The sequence below is a fragment of the Flavobacterium lipolyticum genome, assembly GCF_020905335.1.
Lineage (GTDB): Bacteria > Bacteroidota > Bacteroidia > Flavobacteriales > Flavobacteriaceae > Flavobacterium > Flavobacterium lipolyticum.
Genome location: NZ_JAJJMN010000001.1, coordinates 1,971,660 through 1,992,767, shown reverse-complemented (window position 1 = coordinate 1,992,767; position 21,108 = coordinate 1,971,660). Strand labels below are relative to the sequence as shown.

The following is a 21,108-nucleotide window of genomic DNA, read 5'->3' as shown; positions in this document are numbered from 1 at the left end:
AAAAAAACAACCAAAAACTAAAAACTATTTCTTTCAACCACTACCTAATGAATGATATTTTAATACAAAACACAACCGCTTTTTTTGAGAAGTCTTTTGGATCGGTTCCGCAAAAAGTGGTGCTCTCTCCCGGAAGGATCAATATTATAGGAGAACATATTGACTACAACGACGGCTATGTTTTACCAGCGGCTATTGACAAGATTATCTGTTTTGCTTTTGAAAAGAACAATACCAACAGCTCTAAAATAATAGCCATCGATTTGAACGAGGCCTTTGAAATTGATTTAACTGCAGAAATTCTTTTAAGCGAAGAGGTCTGGACCAATTATATTCGTGGCGTAATCAAACAATTACAGGACAACGGTTTTGTGTTTGAAGGTTTCAACTGTGTCTTTAGCAGCAACATTCCGGTAGGTTCCGGTTTATCCTCTTCTGCTGCTTTAGAATGTGGAATGATTTTCGGAATTGCATCACTTTTCGATTTAAAAATCAAAAAAGCCGACATCGCTTTGTTAGGGCAAAAGGCAGAACACTGGGTAGGGATCAATTGTGGTATTATGGATCAGTTTTCAAGTGTTCATGGTCTTGAAAATAAGGTTATAAAACTGGATTGTAATACCCTTGATTTTGAATATCACAATGCCGATTTCAAAGATTATGCTCTGATTTTGTTTGACAGTAATGTAAAACATTCTCTTTTTACCTCTGAATACAACACCAGAAGACAGGAGTGTGAACAGGGGCTGGCGATTGTAAAACATCATTTTCCTCAAATAAAAAGTTTTAGAGATTGTACGGAAGAACAGCTTTTGACGCTGCAGCATCAAATGTCAGCAACTATTTTTAAAAGAGCACATTTTGTAGTAAAAGAAATTGATCGTGTCGAAAAAGCTTGTGAAGCGTTAGATCAGGGAAATATTACACTTTTAGGGCAATTACTTTTCGAAGCCCATTATGGTTTATCGCAAGAATACGAAGTTAGCTGTAAAGAGCTGGATATGCTAGTAAATACGGCAAAAACGGACGATTTTATTGTTGGATCACGCCTCATGGGGGGTGGTTTCGGGGGGTGTACCATAAATTTTATAAAAAAAGGGCATGAAAATGAGGTGAAAAATAAGTTTTCAAATCTTTATTTAAATACATTTGGGATTGAATTAAAATTTTATGATGTAACAATCTCTAATGGAACAAGACTACTTCTTTAACATCACAAAAACTATAAATGAAAAACTTTGACATCAACGAAGATCCGCACAGACGTTTCAATCCATTACTAAACGAATGGATTCTGGTATCACCTCATCGAGCAAAACGTCCGTGGCAAGGGCAAAACGAGACTCTTGCAACTGAAACTCTTCCAAAGCACGACCCAAACTGTTATCTCTGTCCGGGTAACGTTCGCGCTAATGGAGAACACAATCCGACCTACAAAGACAGCTTTGTCTTTGAAAATGATTTCGCCGCAATGAAGCAGGACGAAATTATATTTGAAGAAGACATCAAGCACACTTTTTTTAAAACAAAACCCGAACAGGGAATTTCAAAAGTAGTCTGTTTTTCACCAAGACATGATCTTACTTTACCGGAAATGGAAATTGAAGGAATTGAGAGCATTGTAAAAGTCTGGCAAAAAGAATACGCTGAACTGGGAAGCATCAAATACATCAATCACGTTCAAATTTTTGAAAACAAAGGAAGTATTATGGGCTGCAGTAATCCGCATCCGCATGGTCAAATCTGGGCACAGTCGTCGCTTCCAACTCAGGTTGAAAGAACACAAACCAATCTGAAATCTTATTTTGATAAGAACAACCGAACGCTTCTTCAGGATTATGTTCAGGCAGAATTAAAAACCGGTGATCGTGTCGTAATCGAAAACGATGATTTTATTGCTTTAGTTCCGTTTTGGGCAACCTGGCCTTACGAAACGATGATTGTAAGCAAAAGAGTTGTCAATAAAATTACTGATTTTACGGAAGAAGAAACTAATTCCTTTGCCGTAATTTTAAAACAACTTACCATCAAATACGATAATTTATTCAGTACTTCTTTTCCGTATTCATCAGGAATCCATCAATCACCTACAGATGGTTTAGAACACCCGGAATGGCATTTTCACATGCATTTCTATCCGCCTTTGTTGCGATCAGCCACAGTAAAGAAATTTATGGTGGGTTATGAAATGTTAGGCGAATCTCAGAGAGACATTACCCCTGAAAGATGTGCCGAAGTTTTAAGACAGCAATCAGACATTCATTACAAACAAAAATAAAATAAGACTTTAGCCTATTTTGCCCCACAAATTGTTACAGCTTTGAAAAACATACTCAAAAAAACAGGTACTTCTTAGCTCTTTTTTACCCTTTAATACAGAATCACATTAATAAATCAAATCAAAAACGAATATTCAACCCAAATCAAAAAAATAAAAAAAACAATATTTAAACCACCTCAGACAAATATTGTTTTTTACCCTCTACTAATCAAACAATCACTATCTAATTATTAAAAATAGTACTATCAATGAACCAGAACCTTGCTTTCGCAGATTATGCGGTTTTTATTATTTACTTCATCGTAGTTTCGGCCTACGGTTATACGGTTTACCGAAAACGTAAACAAGACGAACAGGATGCTAAAGCTTATTTTTTGGCCGAGGGAAACCTGACCTGGTGGGCTATTGGAGCTTCTTTAATTGCTTCAAATATCTCGGCAGAGCAATTTATCGGAATGAGTGGTGAAGGTTTCTTTTTAGGAATTGCCGTTGCGGCTTATGAATGGATTGCAGCCATAAGTCTTATTGTGGTCGCCGTTTGGTTTATTCCCGTATACCTAAAGAATAAAATCTATACGATGCCACAATTCTTAAAAACACGTTATAATGATTCTACTGCTTTAATCATGGCTGTTTTCTGGCTGTTCTTGTACGTTTTTGTAAACTTAACTTCTATTTTATATTTAGGAGCTGTGGCCATAAACGGTATGGCCGGCGGAGAATATCTGCATATTATCATGATCGGACTAGCATTGTTTGCCTTATTCATCTCTCTTGGAGGAATGAAAGTTGTTGCTTATACCGATGTTATTCAGGTGGCCGTTTTAATCATTGGAGGTTTAGTAACCTCGTATATTGCTCTTACCACCGTAGGACAATATTTTGGAGTCGGACAAAATGTAATTGCCGGATTCAAAGTTTTAATGAAAGAAGCACCGGAACATTTTAAAATGATTATTCCAAGACCAACTGCAACATCCTCTCAGCTTGATATCAACAAATACCTAACTTTCCCTGGTCTGATGTCTTATCTTGCCGGTATCTGGATCATCAACCTGAATTACTGGGGATGTAACCAATACATTACGCAAAGAGCCCTGGGTGCCGATTTACAAACGGCACGCACCGGTATTTTGTTTGCCGGTATGCTCAAATTGTTAATGCCTTTAATCGTAATGTTACCGGGTATTGCTGCCTATGTTTTGTATCAAAACGGGCATTTACCACAATTAGTCGGAGGAAAAGACGGAGCTTATTCTGCCGTACTGACTTTCCTTCCAACCGGATTAAAGGGGCTTTCCGTAGCGGCACTAACCGCAGCAATTGTAGCTTCGTTAGCCGGAAAAGTCAACAGTATCTCGACAATCTACACTTTGGATATTCACAAAAAATACATTCAAAAAGAAGCTGGTGAAAAACAGCAGGTAAACATTGGAAGAATTGCCGTTTTTGGAGCGATGCTTTTAGCAGTATTATTTACCTGGAATGATATTTTAGGAATTGGAGGTGTTGGCGGATTTACCTATATCCAAAAATACACGGGCTTTATCAGTCCGGGAGTTTTTGCCATGTTCGTTTTAGGAATGTTCTGGAAACGAACTACGGGAGCTGCAGCTGTAGTAGGCGTAATTTTAGGTTTTGTATTATCCGTACTATTCAACGAATATGCTCCTGCCTTATTTGGAAATGAAACACTATTGTACACTGCTTATCCAAACGGAAAAGGAGCTTTTGAAATTCCTTTTCATATTTGTATGGGATTATCGTTCATCTTTACCACCTTGGTAATGGTTTTAATCAGTTTTGCAGGTCCTAAAGTGAATCCTAAAGCATTCGAAATCGATGCCGAAATGTTTAAAGTAAAACCACAAACGACTGTTTTAATCGTCATTACATTATTGATTATTGCGGCCCTGTACATTAAATTTTGGTAGTTTTATTCTATTCTTTTTTGAAAAATAAAACCGTACCGGGAAAATCACATTTTTTAAATATTATGTTATTAATTTAGAAAAAACCTACTTTTTTAACCATTGCTAATCAGGATTTTACGCGCCAAATTTTATTAAACCCGACAAGTTTTAGAGCTTGTCGGGTTTTTAATTATTGTAGGTCACCGCCTTATTTTACACTATTTCCCACAAAATCTTCATCACCAAATTCTTTGCCTTTTTTTCAAAATAAAAAAACCAAATCACTGAAATTTAAATATTTTACTTACAATATTGATTATTTGTACAAAGTAATTTCTTACTATATTTGATTTGCGTATGGTTAATCTTTAAACTTTAGGTACCAAATTTAAAGAGGCAAAAACGATACGTTTTTTCAAACAATCACAATTAACGGAATGTATAACGTATTAAATGTTTTTACTATGATAAAAAATTATAAACTTTTATTCTTCTCTTTTCTTGTCTGTTTTATTCCAACTATGGCTAAAGCCCAATTAGGCAGCTCCTGTGGAATTCCAGCTTGGTATTCGGTCACACAATATTCCAGTAACTCTTATGTCCGTTACAATAATATAGTGTACAAAAACAATTCCTGGTCTCAGGGAGCCGGCAGCACACCTGGATCAAGCAGTGTCTGGTTGGCAGTAGGAAGCTGTGACGAGCAATTAATTATCAATAATCCATCTCTGGCTTATACTGCCTGCAATACCGTTTCTGATTGGAACAGCGCAACACCCAACTATAATGTAAACAACATTATACGATACAACAATGGTGTCTACAAAGCCAAGTACTGGGTGGCCGGAACAGAAATTCCTGATCAGTCTTCTGCTTACACTTTTCTTGGTGTGTGTATCAAGCCCATAGCTATTTCTCCTGCCTACGCCGATGGGCAAATTATTATAAAAAGCACATTATCGGCTATCAATCTCACCGCATCACTCAATCTGTACGGTTTTTCGGCAACACAAAATAAGGTCGAAATAAAAAAGACAACAGAGTCTTCTTACACGACTTACAATATGAGTTTATCCGGCAACACGATATCGTACAACTGGACTCCAACCGCTTATGGGGATTACAACATTCGATATACCACTGTAAATTCGATTGGAATAAGCACTGTAGTCAACACAACTATTAAAATTGCGATTACTGCTCCTGCTGTGATAACGATTACTGGTCCGCCAAACGCGACTTCTTATACTCAACTTAATTTTTCGCCTATAAGCATTACTTTTACTATTCAGCCTTCGTCCGGAAGTTCCATTAGCAGCATACTGTTTAAAGATCTCACCGCCGGAACTAATGCTAATGTGACCACCAATCCACAAAATTCTTATACCTTTAATTGGACCCCTCAGAATTATGGAAACAATTCACTGCAAATAGCAGTCACAGACAACAATGGGACCATAGCAACAACCGGTTTACAACTTACTATTGTGAATCCTGCCACACAAAATATTTCCTTTGCTTCACTTCCAAATCAAATAAAAGCGGTTAATGGAATACCTAAAACATTCGTATTCGATAAGGCTATCACTTCATTAAAAAGAAGAAACACTACTGTATTTGATTATACTATTACCGGAAATACTTTAAAGATTATCCCTAAAAAAACAGGCAGATCCGGACTTCAGATAACCACTTCAGATGGTACGATATACCATCTTGGTTTAAGAATAGACAATGCCAATGGGAGTGTGTTAAAATATCCTGATTATGTTTCTGTAGGATCTGTATCCGAAGACACTACCGACGATGTCAATTTTTACAACAACAATATCGACGATAGCAATCTGCTCAAAAACAACAGAATGGATGTACGATACATCTATATCAATGGAGGACCAATAGCCGGATGGAATACCTGGCAGCCTGACAGAGCTATAAAATTTGCACGGAATTCTTTGAAAATGGGGCTTATTCCTTTCTTTGTTTTTTATAACATTCCCGACGGAAGCGAATCTTACGAGCTGGATCTGGCACACGTAAAAGATCCTTCCTATATGACGGCTTATTTCAATAATCTCAACCTTTTTCTGAATCAGGTTAAAGCGGAACTGGGAGATGAGTTTTTTGGAGTGGTATTAGAACCTGATTTTCTGGGCTATATGCAGCAGTTTAACGAACCTATAACGACTACAACAGCCGTAAATGCAACAAGTATTGCCCAAAATGCCGGTACATTAAAAACCCTGGTAGAAAGAATCAATTTTGAGCTCAACAAGAAAAGAACAGACGAAAACCTGAATATGGAATTTGGATGGCAGCTTAATCTTTGGGCAAAATCTGGTGTAGCCGGTCCAAAAGGAATTATCAGAGAAACGGATACCGGGACCTTTACTACCCAGCTTAACAAAATTAAACAAACCGCTGCAGATATTTTTCAGTACACCAATAGTATGGGAATTATGTCTAATAATGCAGACTTTATTTCTATTGACAAATATGGTCTTGATGCTATGGGTGCCGGAAGTACCGGAAACCCTGCAGACCCCTTCTCTTATACCTGGTTCTGGAATAATGACCACTGGATGAATTACCTTAATTTTGTTCAAAAACTTTACGAAGCCTCTGGCAAACATGTTGTCCTATGGCAAATCCCGGTAGGACATATCAATGGTTCAGAAACCGTAAATGAACGAACAGCAGGTCCTTTCCAAATTTTAAATAATACCAGCCAGCACTACGAAGATTCTGCTTCTACTTTTTTCTTTGGAGATACCGTAAATTTCTCAAATGACGCGACTCGTTATAACTATTTCAGTCAGAATAAACATGCCGACCCTAAACTTCAGGTTAATCCCACCACCAAAAAAGTGACTTTTGGAAATCACTTTGCAGAGGTAAAAAGTAGCGGAACCAAACTTGTGTTAATGGGAGCTGGTGTAGGAGCCAGTACGGATGGAATTGGAAACCCGGGAACTACGCTGACCGATGATCATTTTTGGATTCAAAAGTTACAGGATTATTATATCAATCAAACTTCCGGCACTAGCACAACCAGTGCTACTGCTCTAAATGATGATCTAACTTTTAATTCCTCTCTGATTATCTACCCGAACCCCGTTAAGGAAGAGCTAAGCATCGACACCAAAGAAAAAGTTGAAGTCGTATATGTTTTTGATATGAATGGTGAAAATGTTATCACCCTGAAAAATAAAACTAAAATCAATCTCTCCGAACTTAAAAACGGCTGGTACATAGTAGCTGTAAAACTTGAAAATGGTAAAAAGATTTCCAACAAAATATTAAAAAATTAAACAGGATCTTAAACCTAAAATTATTTTTTAATTAATATAAATAAAAGGAGGCGTTAGTGAACGCCTCCTTTTTTGTTTTGATGTATCTGTTTCCATACGAGAACCTTTGCATGTTTTGCGGTTAAAAAATAACACGCGGATTATACGGATTCGCTTTACGAAAGCACGGATCAGCACGGATTTTTTAATACTGGGTAAAAAATAATTTTTATTCCTAACAAATCTGTTTTCATAAGCGTCCCTTGCGTAAACCTTTGCGCTCTTTGCGGTTAAAAAAACAGCACACGGATTCGTTTCACGAAAGCACGGATCAGCACGGATTTTTTATTATTGGTTAGAGAATAATTTTTATTCCTAATGAATCCGTTTTTGTCAGCGTTTTCACAAAATGAATCTGTGTAATCCGCGTTCCCTTTTTTAATGCTAATTTGGGCACAGCATTTTGATATTGGTTACCGATAAGATGTTTCTGCGCTCTTTGCGTTAAAAACATTTTTGAACTTTAGCGTGTAGATGATTTTATTTTAACAGGAAAAATATTTATACAAACATTTTAATTACTTTTAACACACTAATAACCAAAAACAAAACAAAAAATGAAAAAATTAATCTTTGCATTATTTATTATTTCCGGAGCAGCTTTTGCACAGGACATGGAAGTAGTAAAAGGAAACTTTGATTTCTTAAAAGATCAAAAAGAAATCAATACCGAATTTGATTACAGCAACTTTACGATGATGAAAGAAAAAAAATCGGAAGCACAGTATGTCCAGGAGCATAAAGCCGAGTTAGATCAAAAGGCAAAAGGCAACGGAAACATCTGGGAAAAAAAATGGATTAGTGCAAAAGACCAAATCTGGACTCCTAAATTTTTAGAAATTGCCAATATTGTTTTAACCAAAGAAAAAAAGGATTTGAACTTTCAGGAAAATTTAAAAACTCCTTATACTTTAATCGTGACTGCGGTATGGATCTATCCGGGTTGGGATGCAGGAATTATGAAACAACCCGCAAAAGTAACGACCAACTTAAAGTTTGTTGAAACTGCTAATAAATCAAATGTCCTTTTAGAAATCACAAGCGAAGAAGCTCCGGGTGATCAATGGGGCAGTAATTTCAGCAACGAAACCAGAATTGGTGAAGGTTTCGCCAAAACAGCAAAATCAATGTCTAAACTTATTGCAAAAAAAGCTTATAAATAAAACGATAAGAGGAGAGCTGTTTTATGACAGCTCTCCTCTTTATTTCCCTATATTGATTTTAAAAAACAATAAAACCTAAAATATGCCGCTCCTCCGGAATCTATAAATATTTTGCTCCGATGGAGCAATCCGCTGGTGCTTTCTTCCCCGTATAAATCTATTTATTACAAATATTTTGCTCCGACGGAGCAGACAATAATAATTTTCTAACTAAAAAACTACTTCCCTTTTTTATATCCCGGAGGAATAACATATTTATAGAAATAAAAGGTTTATTTATAAATTAGAGCCCTGTAAGGGCGAAATATAACTGCAATAGAAACAATCACCTAAACAAAAAGCCCTGATTATTCAGGGCTTTGTTCTTTTTGCATATTGAGTAAATACGCCATATTTTTAATTACATGATCGTGTTTCTTCACAAAAGGATTTTCTTCGTTCCAGACATATCCCGCCAATACCGAACAAATCTTTTCTTTCACATCCGGATTTTCCGGCTGATGAAAAAACAAAGTCTGAAGATTCCCGGTGTACCATTCCTGTACATATGTGGTAAAAACAGCTATCCCCCTTTTCATATATCCGGTGAATTCTGTTTCCCAATCCACTTCGATTCCCTGAGATTCTTTAAGGTACAATTTGGCCGCCAGCATTCCGGATTCGGTTGCAAAGGCCACTCCAGAAGAAAATACCGGATCTAAAAATTCAGAACTGTTTCCTGTTAAGGCAAAACCATCACCGTACATTCTTTTTACCGCTCTTGAATAATTCTCCAATTTTACCGGCTCAAATAAAAATTCGGTTCCTTTAAATCTTTTAATATAATAATCCGATTTCTGAATCGCATTCCTTAAAGCCTCGGCATTATCTTTATTTTCTGAAAGTGAATTAATAAAATCGGTTGGTCCTACAACCCCCAGACTCGTATTTCCGTTGGAGAAAGGAATTACCCATAACCAAACTTCGGTTTCCAGAATATCAAAGGAAATTTGGGTTCCCTCTTCTCCTTCTTCTCTGTTAATATCTTTTACATGTGTAAATATCGAAGAATGCGGATCTAGTTTTGACGGGGTATCCAAGTCTAAAAGTCTTGGTAAAACACGGCCGTATCCACTGGAATCAATAATGAATTTAGCGTGTATTTCTTTTAGGTTTCCATCCTTATCTTTTACAATTGTTTTAGAGTTTTTACCCTCAAAAGAAACCTCCAGAACCTCTGTTTCAAATTCCAGATCAATTCCTTTTCTAATCACTTCCTGCGCCATGGTGTTGTCAAAATCAGCTCGCGGTACCTGCCAGGTCCAGTCCCAGCCTTCACCAAATTTTTTACTGAAATCAAAAACACAAATTTCTTCTCCTCTGATAAAACGAGCGCCAAGTTTTTTCTCAAAATTCATCGCATCCAAACTCTCAAAAAGCTCAGCCTTAGCAAAATGATCCATTACTCGAGGGATAAGACTTTCCCCTACTACAAGTCTTGGAAATTTTGTTTTTTCAACTACTTTTATCTTAATGTTGTTTTTGTGAAGATACGATGCCGAGACACATCCTGATGGTCCTGCGCCAATGACTAAAACATCAACAAACTCCTTTATCATATTAATATTATTATCAATTATTAACCTACATTTGCCATCATCAAAATAACTACATTTATTTTGATAAATAAAATTAAATTAGCACAACCAAAAACGATTTAATGAACACAATTAATGAATATTTAAGTTTAGCAGAATTCGAGTCTATTATTTTTGGAAATAATAAAGTTGTCATCAGCGATATTGTTTTAAACAGAGTGAATGAAAGCTTCAATTTCCTAAAAGAATTTTCAGGAAACAAAGTAATATATGGTGTCAACACTGGTTTCGGACCAATGGCACAATATAGAATTAAAGAATCTGATCAAATACAATTACAATACAATTTAATCCGAAGCCACTCTTCAGGAACGGGAAAACCTTTAAGCCCCGTTTGTGCGAAAGCAGCAATTTTGGCTCGTTTAAACACTTTATCATTAGGTAATTCAGGGGTTCATCCTTCTGTAATTCACCTGATGGCAGAACTGATCAACAAAGACATTACTCCTCTTATTTTTGAGCATGGCGGTGTAGGTGCCAGCGGAGATTTAGTACAATTATCACACTTAGCTTTGGTTTTAATTGGCGAAGGCGAAGTTTTTTATAAAGGAGACCGAAGACCAACTGCTGAAGTTTTCGAAATTGAAGGTTTAAAACCTATTCAGGTAGAAATCAGAGAAGGTCTGGCTTTAATCAACGGAACTTCGGTAATGACCGGAATTGGAGTTGTAAATGTACATCTTGCCAAAAAATTATTAGACTGGTCTTTAAAATGTTCCTGCGCAATCAACGAATTGGTTCAGGCCTACGACGATCATTTCTCTGAAGAATTAAACCAAACCAAACGTCATAAAGGACAACAGGAAGTAGCCTCAAGAATGAGACAAAATCTTTCAGACAGTACCTTGATCCGTAAAAGAGAAGATCACTTATATTCCGGAGAAAACACCGAAGAAATCTTCAAAGAAAAAGTTCAGGAATACTATTCTTTGCGTTGTGTTCCTCAAATTTTAGGACCGGTTTTAGAAACTATAAACAATGTCGCTTCAATTCTTGAAGACGAATTTAACTCGGCAAATGACAATCCTATTATAGATGTAAAAAACAAACACGTTTATCACGGAGGAAATTTCCACGGCGATTATATCTCGCTTGAAATGGATAAACTAAAAATTGTTATTACCAAATTAACGATGTTGGCTGAACGTCAGCTGAATTATTTACTGAATTCAAAAATCAACGAAATCCTTCCTCCGTTTGTTAACTTAGGAACTTTAGGATTCAATTTCGGAATGCAGGGGGTTCAGTTTACCGCTACCTCAACCACTGCCGAAAGCCAAATGTTATCTAACCCAATGTACGTTCACAGCATCCCGAACAACAACGACAATCAGGACATTGTAAGTATGGGAACCAATGCTGCCGTTATTACTTCAAAAGTAATCGAAAATTCCTTTGAAGTTTTAGGTATCGAAATGATCACCATCGTTCAGGCTATTGATTATTTAGGACAAAAAGATAAAATTTCATCCGTTACCAAAAAATGGTACGACGATGTTCGAAACATTATTCCTGAATTTAAAGAAGATCAGGTGATGTATCCTTTTGTTCAAAAAGTAAAAGATTACCTGATTCACAGTTAATACTTATTTTTACATTATTAATATTGAACCTTTAAAATCATGAAAAAGACACTTATTATTTTATTTGCATTCACTATTCAATTTGTTAATAGTCAGGAATTGGCGTTAGTTAAAAAAGATTCAAAAATTGGATATCTCTCCAAAGACGGAAATTTTAAAATTGAACCTCAGTACAAATCCGCAAGAAGCTTTTCTGAAGGATTGGCAGCTGTGGAAAATAATGGAAAATGGGGGTTTATAGATGCTAAAGGAGCCTGGGTAATTCCGGCAGATTTTAAAAATGTTAAAGATTTCAACAGCGGAATTGCAGTCGTACAAAAAGACAAAGACTGGGTGTATATCAATACAAAAGGAGAAGTTCAGAACGCTCCTGTGTCAGACAAACTTTTTGATTTCGAAAATGGCGTAGCGTTCATTCGACAAAATGGCAAAGTAGGATTAATCAATTCGAAAATGACTGTTGTTTTAGAACCAAAATACGATCAGATCAAATCTTTTGAAAACGGTTTTGCCAGAGTTGAAAACAATAAAAAATGGGGAATTATTAATACTTCCGGTAAAGAAATGATCGAGCCTGCGTATGAAGAAATAGGAAATTATTTCAAGAACACAAGCTGGGCAAGAAAAGATAAAACCTTTGGAATCGTTAGTTCAGGAAGTTTTATTCCTGTTGACGGAGCTGAAAAAATCTGGGATTTTGACACGCAGGATCTTACATACGCCAAGAAAAATGGCAAAATTGGATTCATTGACTTAAAAGGAAATTGGGTAATTACTCCAATTTATGACAAGGTGAAAGCGTTTTCAAAAAGTTTAGCTCCGGTTTGCGTAGGTTCAAAATGGGGGTATATCAATCCGAAAGCTGAATTTGTAATCGAACCTACCTACAGCGATGCCGAAGTTTTTAGTGCTGACGGACTGGCTCCGGTAAAAGAAAAAAACTGGGGATTCATCAATCAAACCGGAAAATTAGTTATTCCAACCCAATACAATATTACAGCAAATGGTTTTGTTATTGCGCTGTTCGTAAAACAAGACAAAGGCTTTATCGATGGTCTGGCCCGAGTAAAAAATGAAGGAAAATGGGGATTCTTAAAACCAGACGGAACTGTATTAGGCAACCAATGGTTTGAAAATGCTGAACTGTTTTCACAATCAAAAGAAAGAATCAGCACAGCAGAAATCGCGGCAGAGAAACCAAAAGCAGAAATGAAAACGACTGAAAAGTCAGAGACAAAAACTACCAAAAAACCGGTAGCCAAAAAGAAGAAATAAAACCTATTAACCTATACGTTTTGCATATGAAATTGCTAATCAAAAAGTGATTTTATATCGAACAAATAAAAATAAATTCTGAATATGAAATGTGTATTAGTAACTGGCGGTTCACGAGGAATTGGAAGTGCTATTTGTAAAAAATTAGCCGTTGATGCAAATTATCATATCCTGATTAACTATCACTCGAATAAAACAGCTGCTGAAGTAACCCTTCAGGAAATACAAAAACTAGGAGCAACGGGAGAAATTTTAGGTTTTGATGTTTCCAATTTTGAAGATGTACAAAAAACATTAACACAATGGCAGGAAGCTAATCCGGAAGCAATTGTAGAAGCAATTGTAAACAATGCCGGAATTACAAAAGACGGTCTTTTTATGTGGATGAGTCCCGAAGACTGGAATGGTGTAGTAAACACCAGTTTGAATGGTTTTTTTAATGTTACGCAGTTTTTTATTCAAAAAATGCTACGCAATAAATACGGCCGAATTGTTAATATGGTTTCCGTTTCAGGAGTGAAAGGAACAGCCGGACAAACGAATTATTCGGCAGCAAAAGGCGCAATTGTCGCAGCAACCAAAGCACTGGCTCAGGAAGTTGCCAAACGAAATATTACTGTAAATGCTGTTGCACCCGGTTTTATTAAAACGGACATGACCAGTGAACTGGATGAAAAAGAATTATTAAAGCTGATTCCGGTAAACCGTTTTGGAGAAGCTGAGGAAGTTGCAGATTTGGTAAGCTTTTTGATTTCAAAAAAATCAAGTTACATTACAGGAGAGATTATCAATATAAATGGAGGAATATATTCTTAATAATCCTATGTTTGTGAGATTGTTTTAAGTTTTTTAAACGTCAAAAATTGCTCACAAAGACGCAGAGTCGCAAAGTTTTATTAAAAAAACTTCAAAAAATACACTTAGGATAGAAAATACTTTGAAATACCACCATGAATAAAAGAGTTGTAATTACTGGAATGGGAATTTATTCTTGTATCGGAACTTCTTTAGATGAAGTAAAGGAATCTTTATACCAGGGAAAATCAGGTATTCAGTTTGATTCTGAAAGAAAAGAATTTGGTTTCCAATCGGCCCTGACGGGAATGGTTCCGAAGGCTGATTTAAAAAATTTATTGACCCGCAGACAGCGAATGAGCATTGGTGAAGAGACCGAGTATGCTTATATGGCAACAATCGAAGCATTGAAAAATGCGAATATAGATGATGCCTTTTTTGAAGAACGCGAAGTGGGAATTATGTACGGAAATGACAGTGTATCAAAAGCTGTTATTGAAGCTACTGATATTGTCAGAGATAAAAAAGACACCGCTTTAATAGGTTCAGGTGCTATTTTTAAATCGATGAATTCAACGGTAACCATGAATTTATCGACGATTTTTAAACTTCGCGGTATCAATCTTACTGTAAGTGCAGCCTGTGCCAGCGGATCACACTCTATAGGACTCGCTTATTTTTTAATCAAAAGCGGATTTCAGGACGTTATCATCTGTGGAGGCGCACAGGAAATCAATAAATATGCGATGAGCAGTTTTGATGGTTTGGGTGTTTTTTCGGCCAGAGAAAGCGAACCGGAAAAAGCTTCCCGTCCGTTCGACAAAGACCGCGACGGATTAATTCCGAGTGGTGGTGGTGCAACATTAATTCTGGAGAGCTATGAATCGGCTATTGCCAGAGGCGCAACCATCATTGCCGAAGTTGCGGGTTACGGATTCTCTTCAAACGGCGGACACATCTCGACGCCTAATGTTGAAGGGCCGTCTATAGCCATGCAACGAGCACTTGACGATGCACAGCTAAAAGCAGCGGATGTTGATTATATAAATGCTCATGCAACCTCAACTCCTGTTGGAGACGGAAATGAAGCTAAAGCCATTTTCGAAGTTTTCGGAGAGAGAAATCCCTATGTAAGTTCTACCAAATCGATGACAGGTCACGAATGCTGGATGGCAGGAGCAAGCGAAGTAATCTACTCTATCTTAATGATGCAGCACGATTTCATTGCTCCAAACATCAATTTAGAAAATCCTGACGAAGATGCTGCTAAATTAAATTTGGTCAAAACTACTTTAAACAAAAAATTTGACATATTTTTGTCCAATTCCTTCGGATTCGGAGGAACCAACTCTGCGTTGGTGGTTAAAAAGTTTAAATTGAGCGATGAATAAAGAAGAGATTATAGCAAAAATTAATGGTTTTTTGGTTGATGAATTTGAAGTAGACAATGATGATATCGAACCGGATGCTAATTTAAAAGAGACACTTGGATTAGATAGTTTAGATTATGTAGATTTAGTAGTCTCGATCGAATCTAACTTTGGTGTGAAACTGGTAGAAGCTGATTTTGTTGGAATTGCTACTTTTCAGAATTTTTATGACCTTATTGAAACCAAACTAAAAGCTAAAGCTGTTTAATGAGTCAATGGGATGGCAAATCAAAGGGAACAGTTTTAGGCTATAGAATATTCGTTTTTTTAATACAAAAAGCGGGTATTAAGGCTGCTTATGTCCTGCTTTATTTTGTTGCTTCATATTACTTTTTGTTTTTAAAAAAAAGCAACAAAGCCATTTTCTATTACTTTAAAGAAAGGCTTCAATATTCCTGGTTCAAATCTAAAAAAATGGTCTTCAAAAGTTACTATACTTTTGGACAGACGATCATTGATAAAATTTCCATTTCGGCAGGAATGCGAAACAGATTCACTTATGAATTTGACGGAATTGAGGTACTGAAAAAACTCTTGGCCGAGAAAAAAGGAGGTGTTTTAATTAGTGCTCATGTTGGAAATTTCGAAATTGCCGAACATTTCCTGGGTGATATTGATCTTAATTTTCAAATCAATCTGGTTACTACCGATTTGGAACATTCTGCTATAAAAAACTACCTGGAAAGCGTTACCCAAAAACCTACCGTAAAATTTATCATTATTAAAGACGATTTGTCTCATATTTTTGAGATCAATGCTGCTTTAACCAATAACGAACTGGTTTGTTTTACCGGCGATCGTTACTTTGAAGGCACCAAATCTCTTTCGGAAAACCTATTGGGTAAGGAAGCCAATTTTCCTGCGGGTCCGTTTTTAATTGCTTCACGATTAAAAGTTCCTGTTGTTTTTGTTTATGTAATGAAAGAACCTAACTTACATTATCATTTGTACGCCAGAGAAGCTGCCTCGAAACATCGTGATGAAAAAGGATTGCTGAAAGAATATGTACAAAGCGTTGAGACTATTCTGCAAAAATATCCGCTGCAATGGTTCAATTATTTCGATTTCTGGAATAATCTGAAATAAAACTTAAAAAATCTCGCAGAGACGCGAAGTCGCAAAGTTTTTACTCCGTTTTGTCATTTCAAATTAAAACTTTGCGTCTCTGTACCTTTGCGAGATTAAAAAACCCAACAAAAATCTGTGGCCCAAAAACAATTCATTTAAACAAGAAAATTCGTTTAAATAAATTTACCTATTTTTGTTCGCAACCAAAAGCAAGTATACCACAATGAAAAATGTTCTCATAATTTATTATACGCAGTCTGGACAACTGGGAACAATTGCACGAAATATTGCAAAACCCTTCCTGAATTCAGGGGAGATCAATGTAACTTTTCACGAAATACAACTGCAGAAAACTTTTCCTTTTCCATGGGATAAAGACTCTTTTTTCGATGCTTTCCCGGAATCATTTCTGCAAATTCCAACCGAACTAAAACCGGTTCCGGAAGAAATTCTAAACACTAAATACGATCTGGTATTGTTTCACTATCAGGTTTGGTATTTGTCCCCTTCTATTCCGATTAACTCTTTTCTAAAAAGTGCCGAAGCCAAAAAAATATTAAACAACACACCTGTTATCACCATAAGCGGCTCTCGTAATATGTGGATTATGGCACAGGAAAAAATCAAAGTTTTACTAAAAGAAGCCAATGCTCAGCTTGTTGGAAATGTTGCTTTAGTAGATCGTGTTGGAAATTTAATCAGTGTAATTACGATTGTAGAATGGATGTTTTCGGGCGTAAAGAAAAAATATCTTGGTATTTTTCCACTGCCGGGAGTATCAGAAAAAGACATACTGGAGTCCGATAAATTTGGAGAAACGATACTTTCTGAATTTAAACAAAATCAATTACAGAACTTACAGCCCAAATTAGTTGCCATTGATGCTGTTAAAATTAGCCCTTATTTGGTCACCGTTGATAAAACGGCAAATAAAATCTTTAATAAGTGGTCGAATCTGATTTATAAAAATCAAAAAAACAGAAAAACACTTCTTAAAGTATTTAATGTTTATTTATTCCTTGCAATATGGTTAATCTCGCCAATAGTGTATATATTGCACCTTATTACCTACCCCTTTAAGTTAAATACCATAAAAAGAGAAACTCAATATTATCAAGGAGTTTAGAAGACGAAATTAGATTATGTTTGAAGTATATATTACCAAAGCCGCAAAGTATTTGCCAAATGAAGCCATTTCTAATGATGAGATGGAAAGTTATTTAGGCCTCATTAATGATGCTGCCTCTAAAGCAAGACGTATTATTTTGCGCAATAATAAAATCACAACTCGTTATTACGCAATAGATAAGTCCGGGAAAAGCACGCATAACAACGCCGAGTTAACCCGAAATGCAATTCTGCAATTGTTTGATGAAAACTTTACAGCACTGGATCTTGAAGTCCTTTCCTGCGGAACCTCAACACCTGATATCTTCCTTCCTTCGCATGCTGCGATGGTACATGGTTTATTGAAAAACAAATCTGTAGAACTAAATTCTTCAACAGGAGTTTGCTGTGCAGGTATGAATTCTTTAAAATTTGGTTTCCTGTCTGTAAAATCCGGAAACTCTAAAAATGCCATTTGTACGGGATCTGAAAAAGTTTCGACCTGGCTCAATGCCCAAATGTACAACCACGAAGCGGCTAATTTGAAAAATCTGGAAGAACAGCCCATCATTGCCTTCAAAAAAGATTTTTTACGCTGGATGTTATCTGATGGTGCAGGAGCGTTTTTATTAGAAAATCAACCAAAAGGAGCGATCTCTTTAAAAATTGAGTGGATGGAAGCCTTTTCGTATGCTTACGAATTAGAAACCTGTATGTATGCCGGTGGTGATAAATTAGAAAATGGTGAGATCAAAGCCTGGAGCGATTATGCACCGGAACAATGGTTAAACGAATCGGTTTTTGCCATCAAACAAGATGTGAAATTACTGGACGAGTTTATTCTTTCCAAAGGAGCAGAAAGTATGAAAGATGCTATGGATAAAAACAAGATCACATCAGATCATGTCGATTATTTTATCCCTCACGTTTCTTCAAACTTTTTTGTGGAAGGACTAAAAAAAGGACTGAATGAAAAAGGAATCGGTATGGCCGATGAAAAATGGTTCATGAATCTTTCAAGAGTTGGAAATGTTGGCTCTGCCTCTATTTACTTAGCTTTGGAAGAATTAATGAATTCAGGAAATTTGAAAAAAGGAGAACGTATTTTATTATCTGTTCCGGAAAGCGGAAGATTCTCTTTTGCGTATGCTTATTTAACTGTTTGCTAATGGAAACCACTTTACTTTTAGAAAAAAACGCTGTCGAAAATTTATTGCCTCAAAAGTTTCCTTTTGTTATGGTTGATAAAATGTATTCGTTTACTGAGACCTCATTGGTTGCGGGATTAAAAATTGAAAACGATAATATTTTTTCCGACAACGATACCTTTTTAGAAGCGGGTTTAATCGAGCATATGGCGCAATCTGTGGCTTTGCACACAGGTTATCAATTTTTCCTAAAAAACGAAACAGCCCCAACAGGCTACATTGGATCGATCAAAGAAATTGAAATAAAAAAGTTACCCAAAGTCAACGACTCAATTCAATCGACCATAACTATTTTACAGGAGTTTGCCGGAATTACTCTGGTAGACATCGTAACGTATCTGAATAATGAAGAAATTGCGAACGGACAAATGAAGACCGTTTTAGCCAAATAATATAAATAGGAATGAAAACCGGAGTCGACATACAAAACTATCTGCCCCACCGAGCGCCACTGCTTATGGTGGATTTAATTTTGGATATAAATTCCAGTTTTGTAGAAACCACCTTTTTGATCCGTGAAGACAATATTTTTGTTGACAACAACATTTTTATTGAAGCCGGACTCATCGAAAACACCGCACAAACCTGTTCCTCAATTGTAGGCAAAAAATATTTTTTTGACGATGACGGGACAGAAAATGAAAACGTAAATGTAATTGGTTTCATCAGCGCCATAAAGAATCTGAAAATACATGCGCTGCCAAAAGTTAATGACACCATTATTACCAAAGCAAATTTAGTTTCAAAATTTGCGGGTGACGATTATACTTTATGCACCATGAGTTGCGAAAGTTTAGTTGATGACAAAATACTTTTAGAATGCGAAATTAATCTGTTCATCCAACAAACGATTTCGGCTATTTCATAACTTCTCCCGAAAATATAAAGGCCATGGAAAAAGAAAAAGTACCACAAGACAACGGCAATTTAACCAAAAATAATCTCAAAGAACTGCTTTACGCCACCGATGAAAATGGTGACTATACCACAACTTTAAGTACTGGTTGGGAACCTAAAACCATTGCACTATCCAATTCGATCGATGACATAAACGAACGAATTGCCGAAGCAAAACAACAGGTAGAAATAGGTGAAGTAAGTCCGATTTGTTATTATATGGAACTTAATAAAATGGATCTCACCATTCTTTCCAGTTATGTTGGAATGTGGAAATGGCGTGTAAAAAGACATTTTAAACCCTCTGTTTTTGCCCAATTGAGCAACACTACTTTACAGAAATATGCCGATGCTTTTGAAATTTCAATAGCTGAATTAAAAAATATTAAAACCGCGTAATGCAAACTAATTTTACACATCATCAATCTGCTCATTGCGAAAATGGAGTAGCTTCGAATTTGTTAAAAAACAACGGACTGAATATCAGTGAACCAATGGTTTTTGGTATTGGCTCCGGACTTTTCTTCGTATACCTGCCGTTTATAAAAGTCAATCACGCTCCGGCCATTAGTTACAGAACTTTGCCTGGACAGATTTTTAACAAACTGGCGAGCCGTTTAAACTTAAAAATAAAAAGACAAAAATTTTCCTCTGTAATAAATGCCAACAAGGCCTTAGATGAAAATTTAAAAAATAATATTCCAACCGGATTACAAGTTGGCGTGTACCATTTGAGTTATTTCCCTGATGAATACCGCTTTCATTTTAACGCACACAATTTAGTGGTTTACGGAAAAACCGAAACCGATTATCTGGTGAGTGATCCTGTAATGGAAACCGTTACCACCCTGACACATGACGAACTGGACAAGGTCCGTTTTGCCAAAGGAGCTTTTGCACCAAGAGGACAAATGTACTATCCGATTCAAATTCCGAAGGACGTTGATTTAAAAAGCGCCATTATAAAAGGAATCAAAAATACCTGCCGCGATATGTTGGCACCAATGCCTATTGTGGGTGTCCGCGGAATCAAATTTGTTTCCAAACAAATCCGAAAATGGCCTGTAAAACACGGTACTAAAAAAGCCAATCACTATTTGGCACAAATGGTTCGTATGCAGGAAGAAATAGGTACAGGAGGCGGAGGTTTCCGATTTATTTATGCCGCTTTTTTACAGGAAGCTTCAGTTATTCTGAACAATGAAGAATTAAAATCCCTTTCAAAAGAGATGACACAAATCGGTGATTCATGGCGTGATTTTGCCGTTGAAGCCTCAAGAATTTACAAAAACAGAAGCGCCAAAGAAGATGCCTACAATACAATTGCCGATGAACTACTGGACATTGCCAATCGTGAAGAAATCTTTTTCAAAAAACTAAAAAAAGCTATTAGCTAAGAAT

Annotated in this window: 18 protein-coding genes; 17 read left to right on the top strand and 1 reads right to left on the bottom strand. The window is 36.3% G+C overall.

What is annotated here, in order from left to right:
• Positions 1 to 47: 47 nt before the first annotated feature.
• The 5 genes from galK (at position 48) to LNQ34_RS08785 (ending at position 8,707) form a co-directional block, all read left to right on the top strand.
• A complete protein-coding gene (galK, locus tag LNQ34_RS08805; RefSeq protein ID WP_229999302.1) occupies positions 48 to 1,211 on the top strand; it encodes a galactokinase in 1,164 nt (387 codons plus the stop codon).
• A gap of 17 nt (positions 1,212 to 1,228) precedes the next feature.
• Positions 1,229 to 2,278, top strand: a complete 1,050-nt coding sequence (locus LNQ34_RS08800; protein WP_202700994.1) for a UDP-glucose--hexose-1-phosphate uridylyltransferase — start codon at positions 1,229 to 1,231, stop codon at positions 2,276 to 2,278.
• A 251-nt stretch (positions 2,279 to 2,529) separates the two neighbouring features.
• A complete protein-coding gene (locus tag LNQ34_RS08795) occupies positions 2,530 to 4,215 on the top strand; it encodes a sodium/sugar symporter (protein WP_229999300.1) in 1,686 nt (561 codons plus the stop codon).
• A 443-nt stretch (positions 4,216 to 4,658) separates the two neighbouring features.
• A complete protein-coding gene (locus tag LNQ34_RS08790) occupies positions 4,659 to 7,505 on the top strand; it encodes a T9SS type A sorting domain-containing protein (RefSeq protein WP_229999298.1) in 2,847 nt (948 codons plus the stop codon).
• 596 nt (positions 7,506 to 8,101) lie between these two features.
• Positions 8,102 to 8,707: a hypothetical protein gene (locus tag LNQ34_RS08785; protein ID WP_229999296.1), complete on the top strand. Its 606-nt coding sequence runs from the start codon at positions 8,102 to 8,104 to the stop codon at positions 8,705 to 8,707.
• Between the two features lie 347 nt (positions 8,708 to 9,054).
• Here LNQ34_RS08785 and LNQ34_RS08780 read toward each other — a convergent pair whose 3' ends face one another.
• Entirely contained in the window at positions 9,055 to 10,305 is a 1,251-nt protein-coding gene (locus tag LNQ34_RS08780; RefSeq protein WP_229999294.1) for an NAD(P)/FAD-dependent oxidoreductase, read from the bottom strand.
• Between the two features lie 101 nt (positions 10,306 to 10,406).
• Here LNQ34_RS08780 and flxA point away from each other — a divergent pair, with 101 nt between their 5' ends.
• From flxA to darH, 12 genes are all read left to right on the top strand, one after another.
• A complete protein-coding gene (gene flxA / locus LNQ34_RS08775) occupies positions 10,407 to 11,927 on the top strand; it encodes a flexirubin biosynthesis tyrosine ammonia-lyase FlxA (protein ID WP_202700976.1) in 1,521 nt (506 codons plus the stop codon).
• A gap of 39 nt (positions 11,928 to 11,966) precedes the next feature.
• The gene (locus LNQ34_RS08770; RefSeq protein ID WP_229999292.1) at positions 11,967 to 13,202 is read left to right on the top strand and encodes a WG repeat-containing protein; all 1,236 of its coding nucleotides are present in this window, start codon (positions 11,967 to 11,969) and stop codon (positions 13,200 to 13,202) included.
• Between the two features lie 84 nt (positions 13,203 to 13,286).
• Positions 13,287 to 14,018, top strand: a complete 732-nt coding sequence (gene flxB / locus LNQ34_RS08765) for a flexirubin biosynthesis SDR family reductase FlxB (RefSeq protein WP_017496917.1) — start codon at positions 13,287 to 13,289, stop codon at positions 14,016 to 14,018.
• Between the two features lie 134 nt (positions 14,019 to 14,152).
• On the top strand, positions 14,153 to 15,388 hold the full coding sequence (locus tag LNQ34_RS08760; protein WP_229999290.1) for a beta-ketoacyl-[acyl-carrier-protein] synthase family protein: 1,236 nt from the start codon (positions 14,153 to 14,155) through the stop codon (positions 15,386 to 15,388).
• The gene (locus tag LNQ34_RS08755) at positions 15,381 to 15,635 is read left to right on the top strand and encodes an acyl carrier protein (RefSeq protein ID WP_202700970.1); all 255 of its coding nucleotides are present in this window, start codon (positions 15,381 to 15,383) and stop codon (positions 15,633 to 15,635) included. The genes LNQ34_RS08760 and LNQ34_RS08755 overlap by 8 nt, the downstream gene beginning before the upstream one ends.
• Positions 15,635 to 16,513, top strand: coding sequence for a lysophospholipid acyltransferase family protein (locus tag LNQ34_RS08750; RefSeq protein WP_202700969.1), 879 nt, complete (start codon positions 15,635 to 15,637; stop codon positions 16,511 to 16,513). Before LNQ34_RS08755 ends, LNQ34_RS08750 begins: the two co-directional genes overlap by 1 nt.
• 205 nt (positions 16,514 to 16,718) lie before the next feature.
• The gene (locus LNQ34_RS08745) at positions 16,719 to 17,621 is read left to right on the top strand and encodes a dialkylrecorsinol condensing enzyme DarA (protein WP_229999288.1); all 903 of its coding nucleotides are present in this window, start codon (positions 16,719 to 16,721) and stop codon (positions 17,619 to 17,621) included.
• A gap of 16 nt (positions 17,622 to 17,637) precedes the next feature.
• Positions 17,638 to 18,771 (top strand): dialkylresorcinol biosynthesis protein DarB, encoded by a 1,134-nt coding sequence (darB, locus tag LNQ34_RS08740; protein ID WP_202700967.1) that lies wholly within the window; start codon positions 17,638 to 17,640, stop codon positions 18,769 to 18,771.
• Positions 18,771 to 19,202, top strand: a complete 432-nt coding sequence (locus LNQ34_RS08735) for a hotdog family protein (protein WP_229999286.1) — start codon at positions 18,771 to 18,773, stop codon at positions 19,200 to 19,202. Before darB ends, LNQ34_RS08735 begins: the two co-directional genes overlap by 1 nt.
• An 11-nt stretch (positions 19,203 to 19,213) precedes the next feature.
• The gene (locus LNQ34_RS08730) at positions 19,214 to 19,678 is read left to right on the top strand and encodes a hotdog family protein (RefSeq protein ID WP_202700965.1); all 465 of its coding nucleotides are present in this window, start codon (positions 19,214 to 19,216) and stop codon (positions 19,676 to 19,678) included.
• Between the two features lie 23 nt (positions 19,679 to 19,701).
• A complete protein-coding gene (gene DarG, locus LNQ34_RS08725) occupies positions 19,702 to 20,106 on the top strand; it encodes a flexirubin biosynthesis protein DarG (protein WP_202700964.1) in 405 nt (134 codons plus the stop codon).
• Positions 20,106 to 21,104 (top strand): BtrH-related acyltransferase DarH, encoded by a 999-nt coding sequence (darH, locus tag LNQ34_RS08720; RefSeq protein ID WP_070906181.1) that lies wholly within the window; start codon positions 20,106 to 20,108, stop codon positions 21,102 to 21,104. Before DarG ends, darH begins: the two co-directional genes overlap by 1 nt.
• Positions 21,105 to 21,108: the final 4 nt, after the last annotated feature.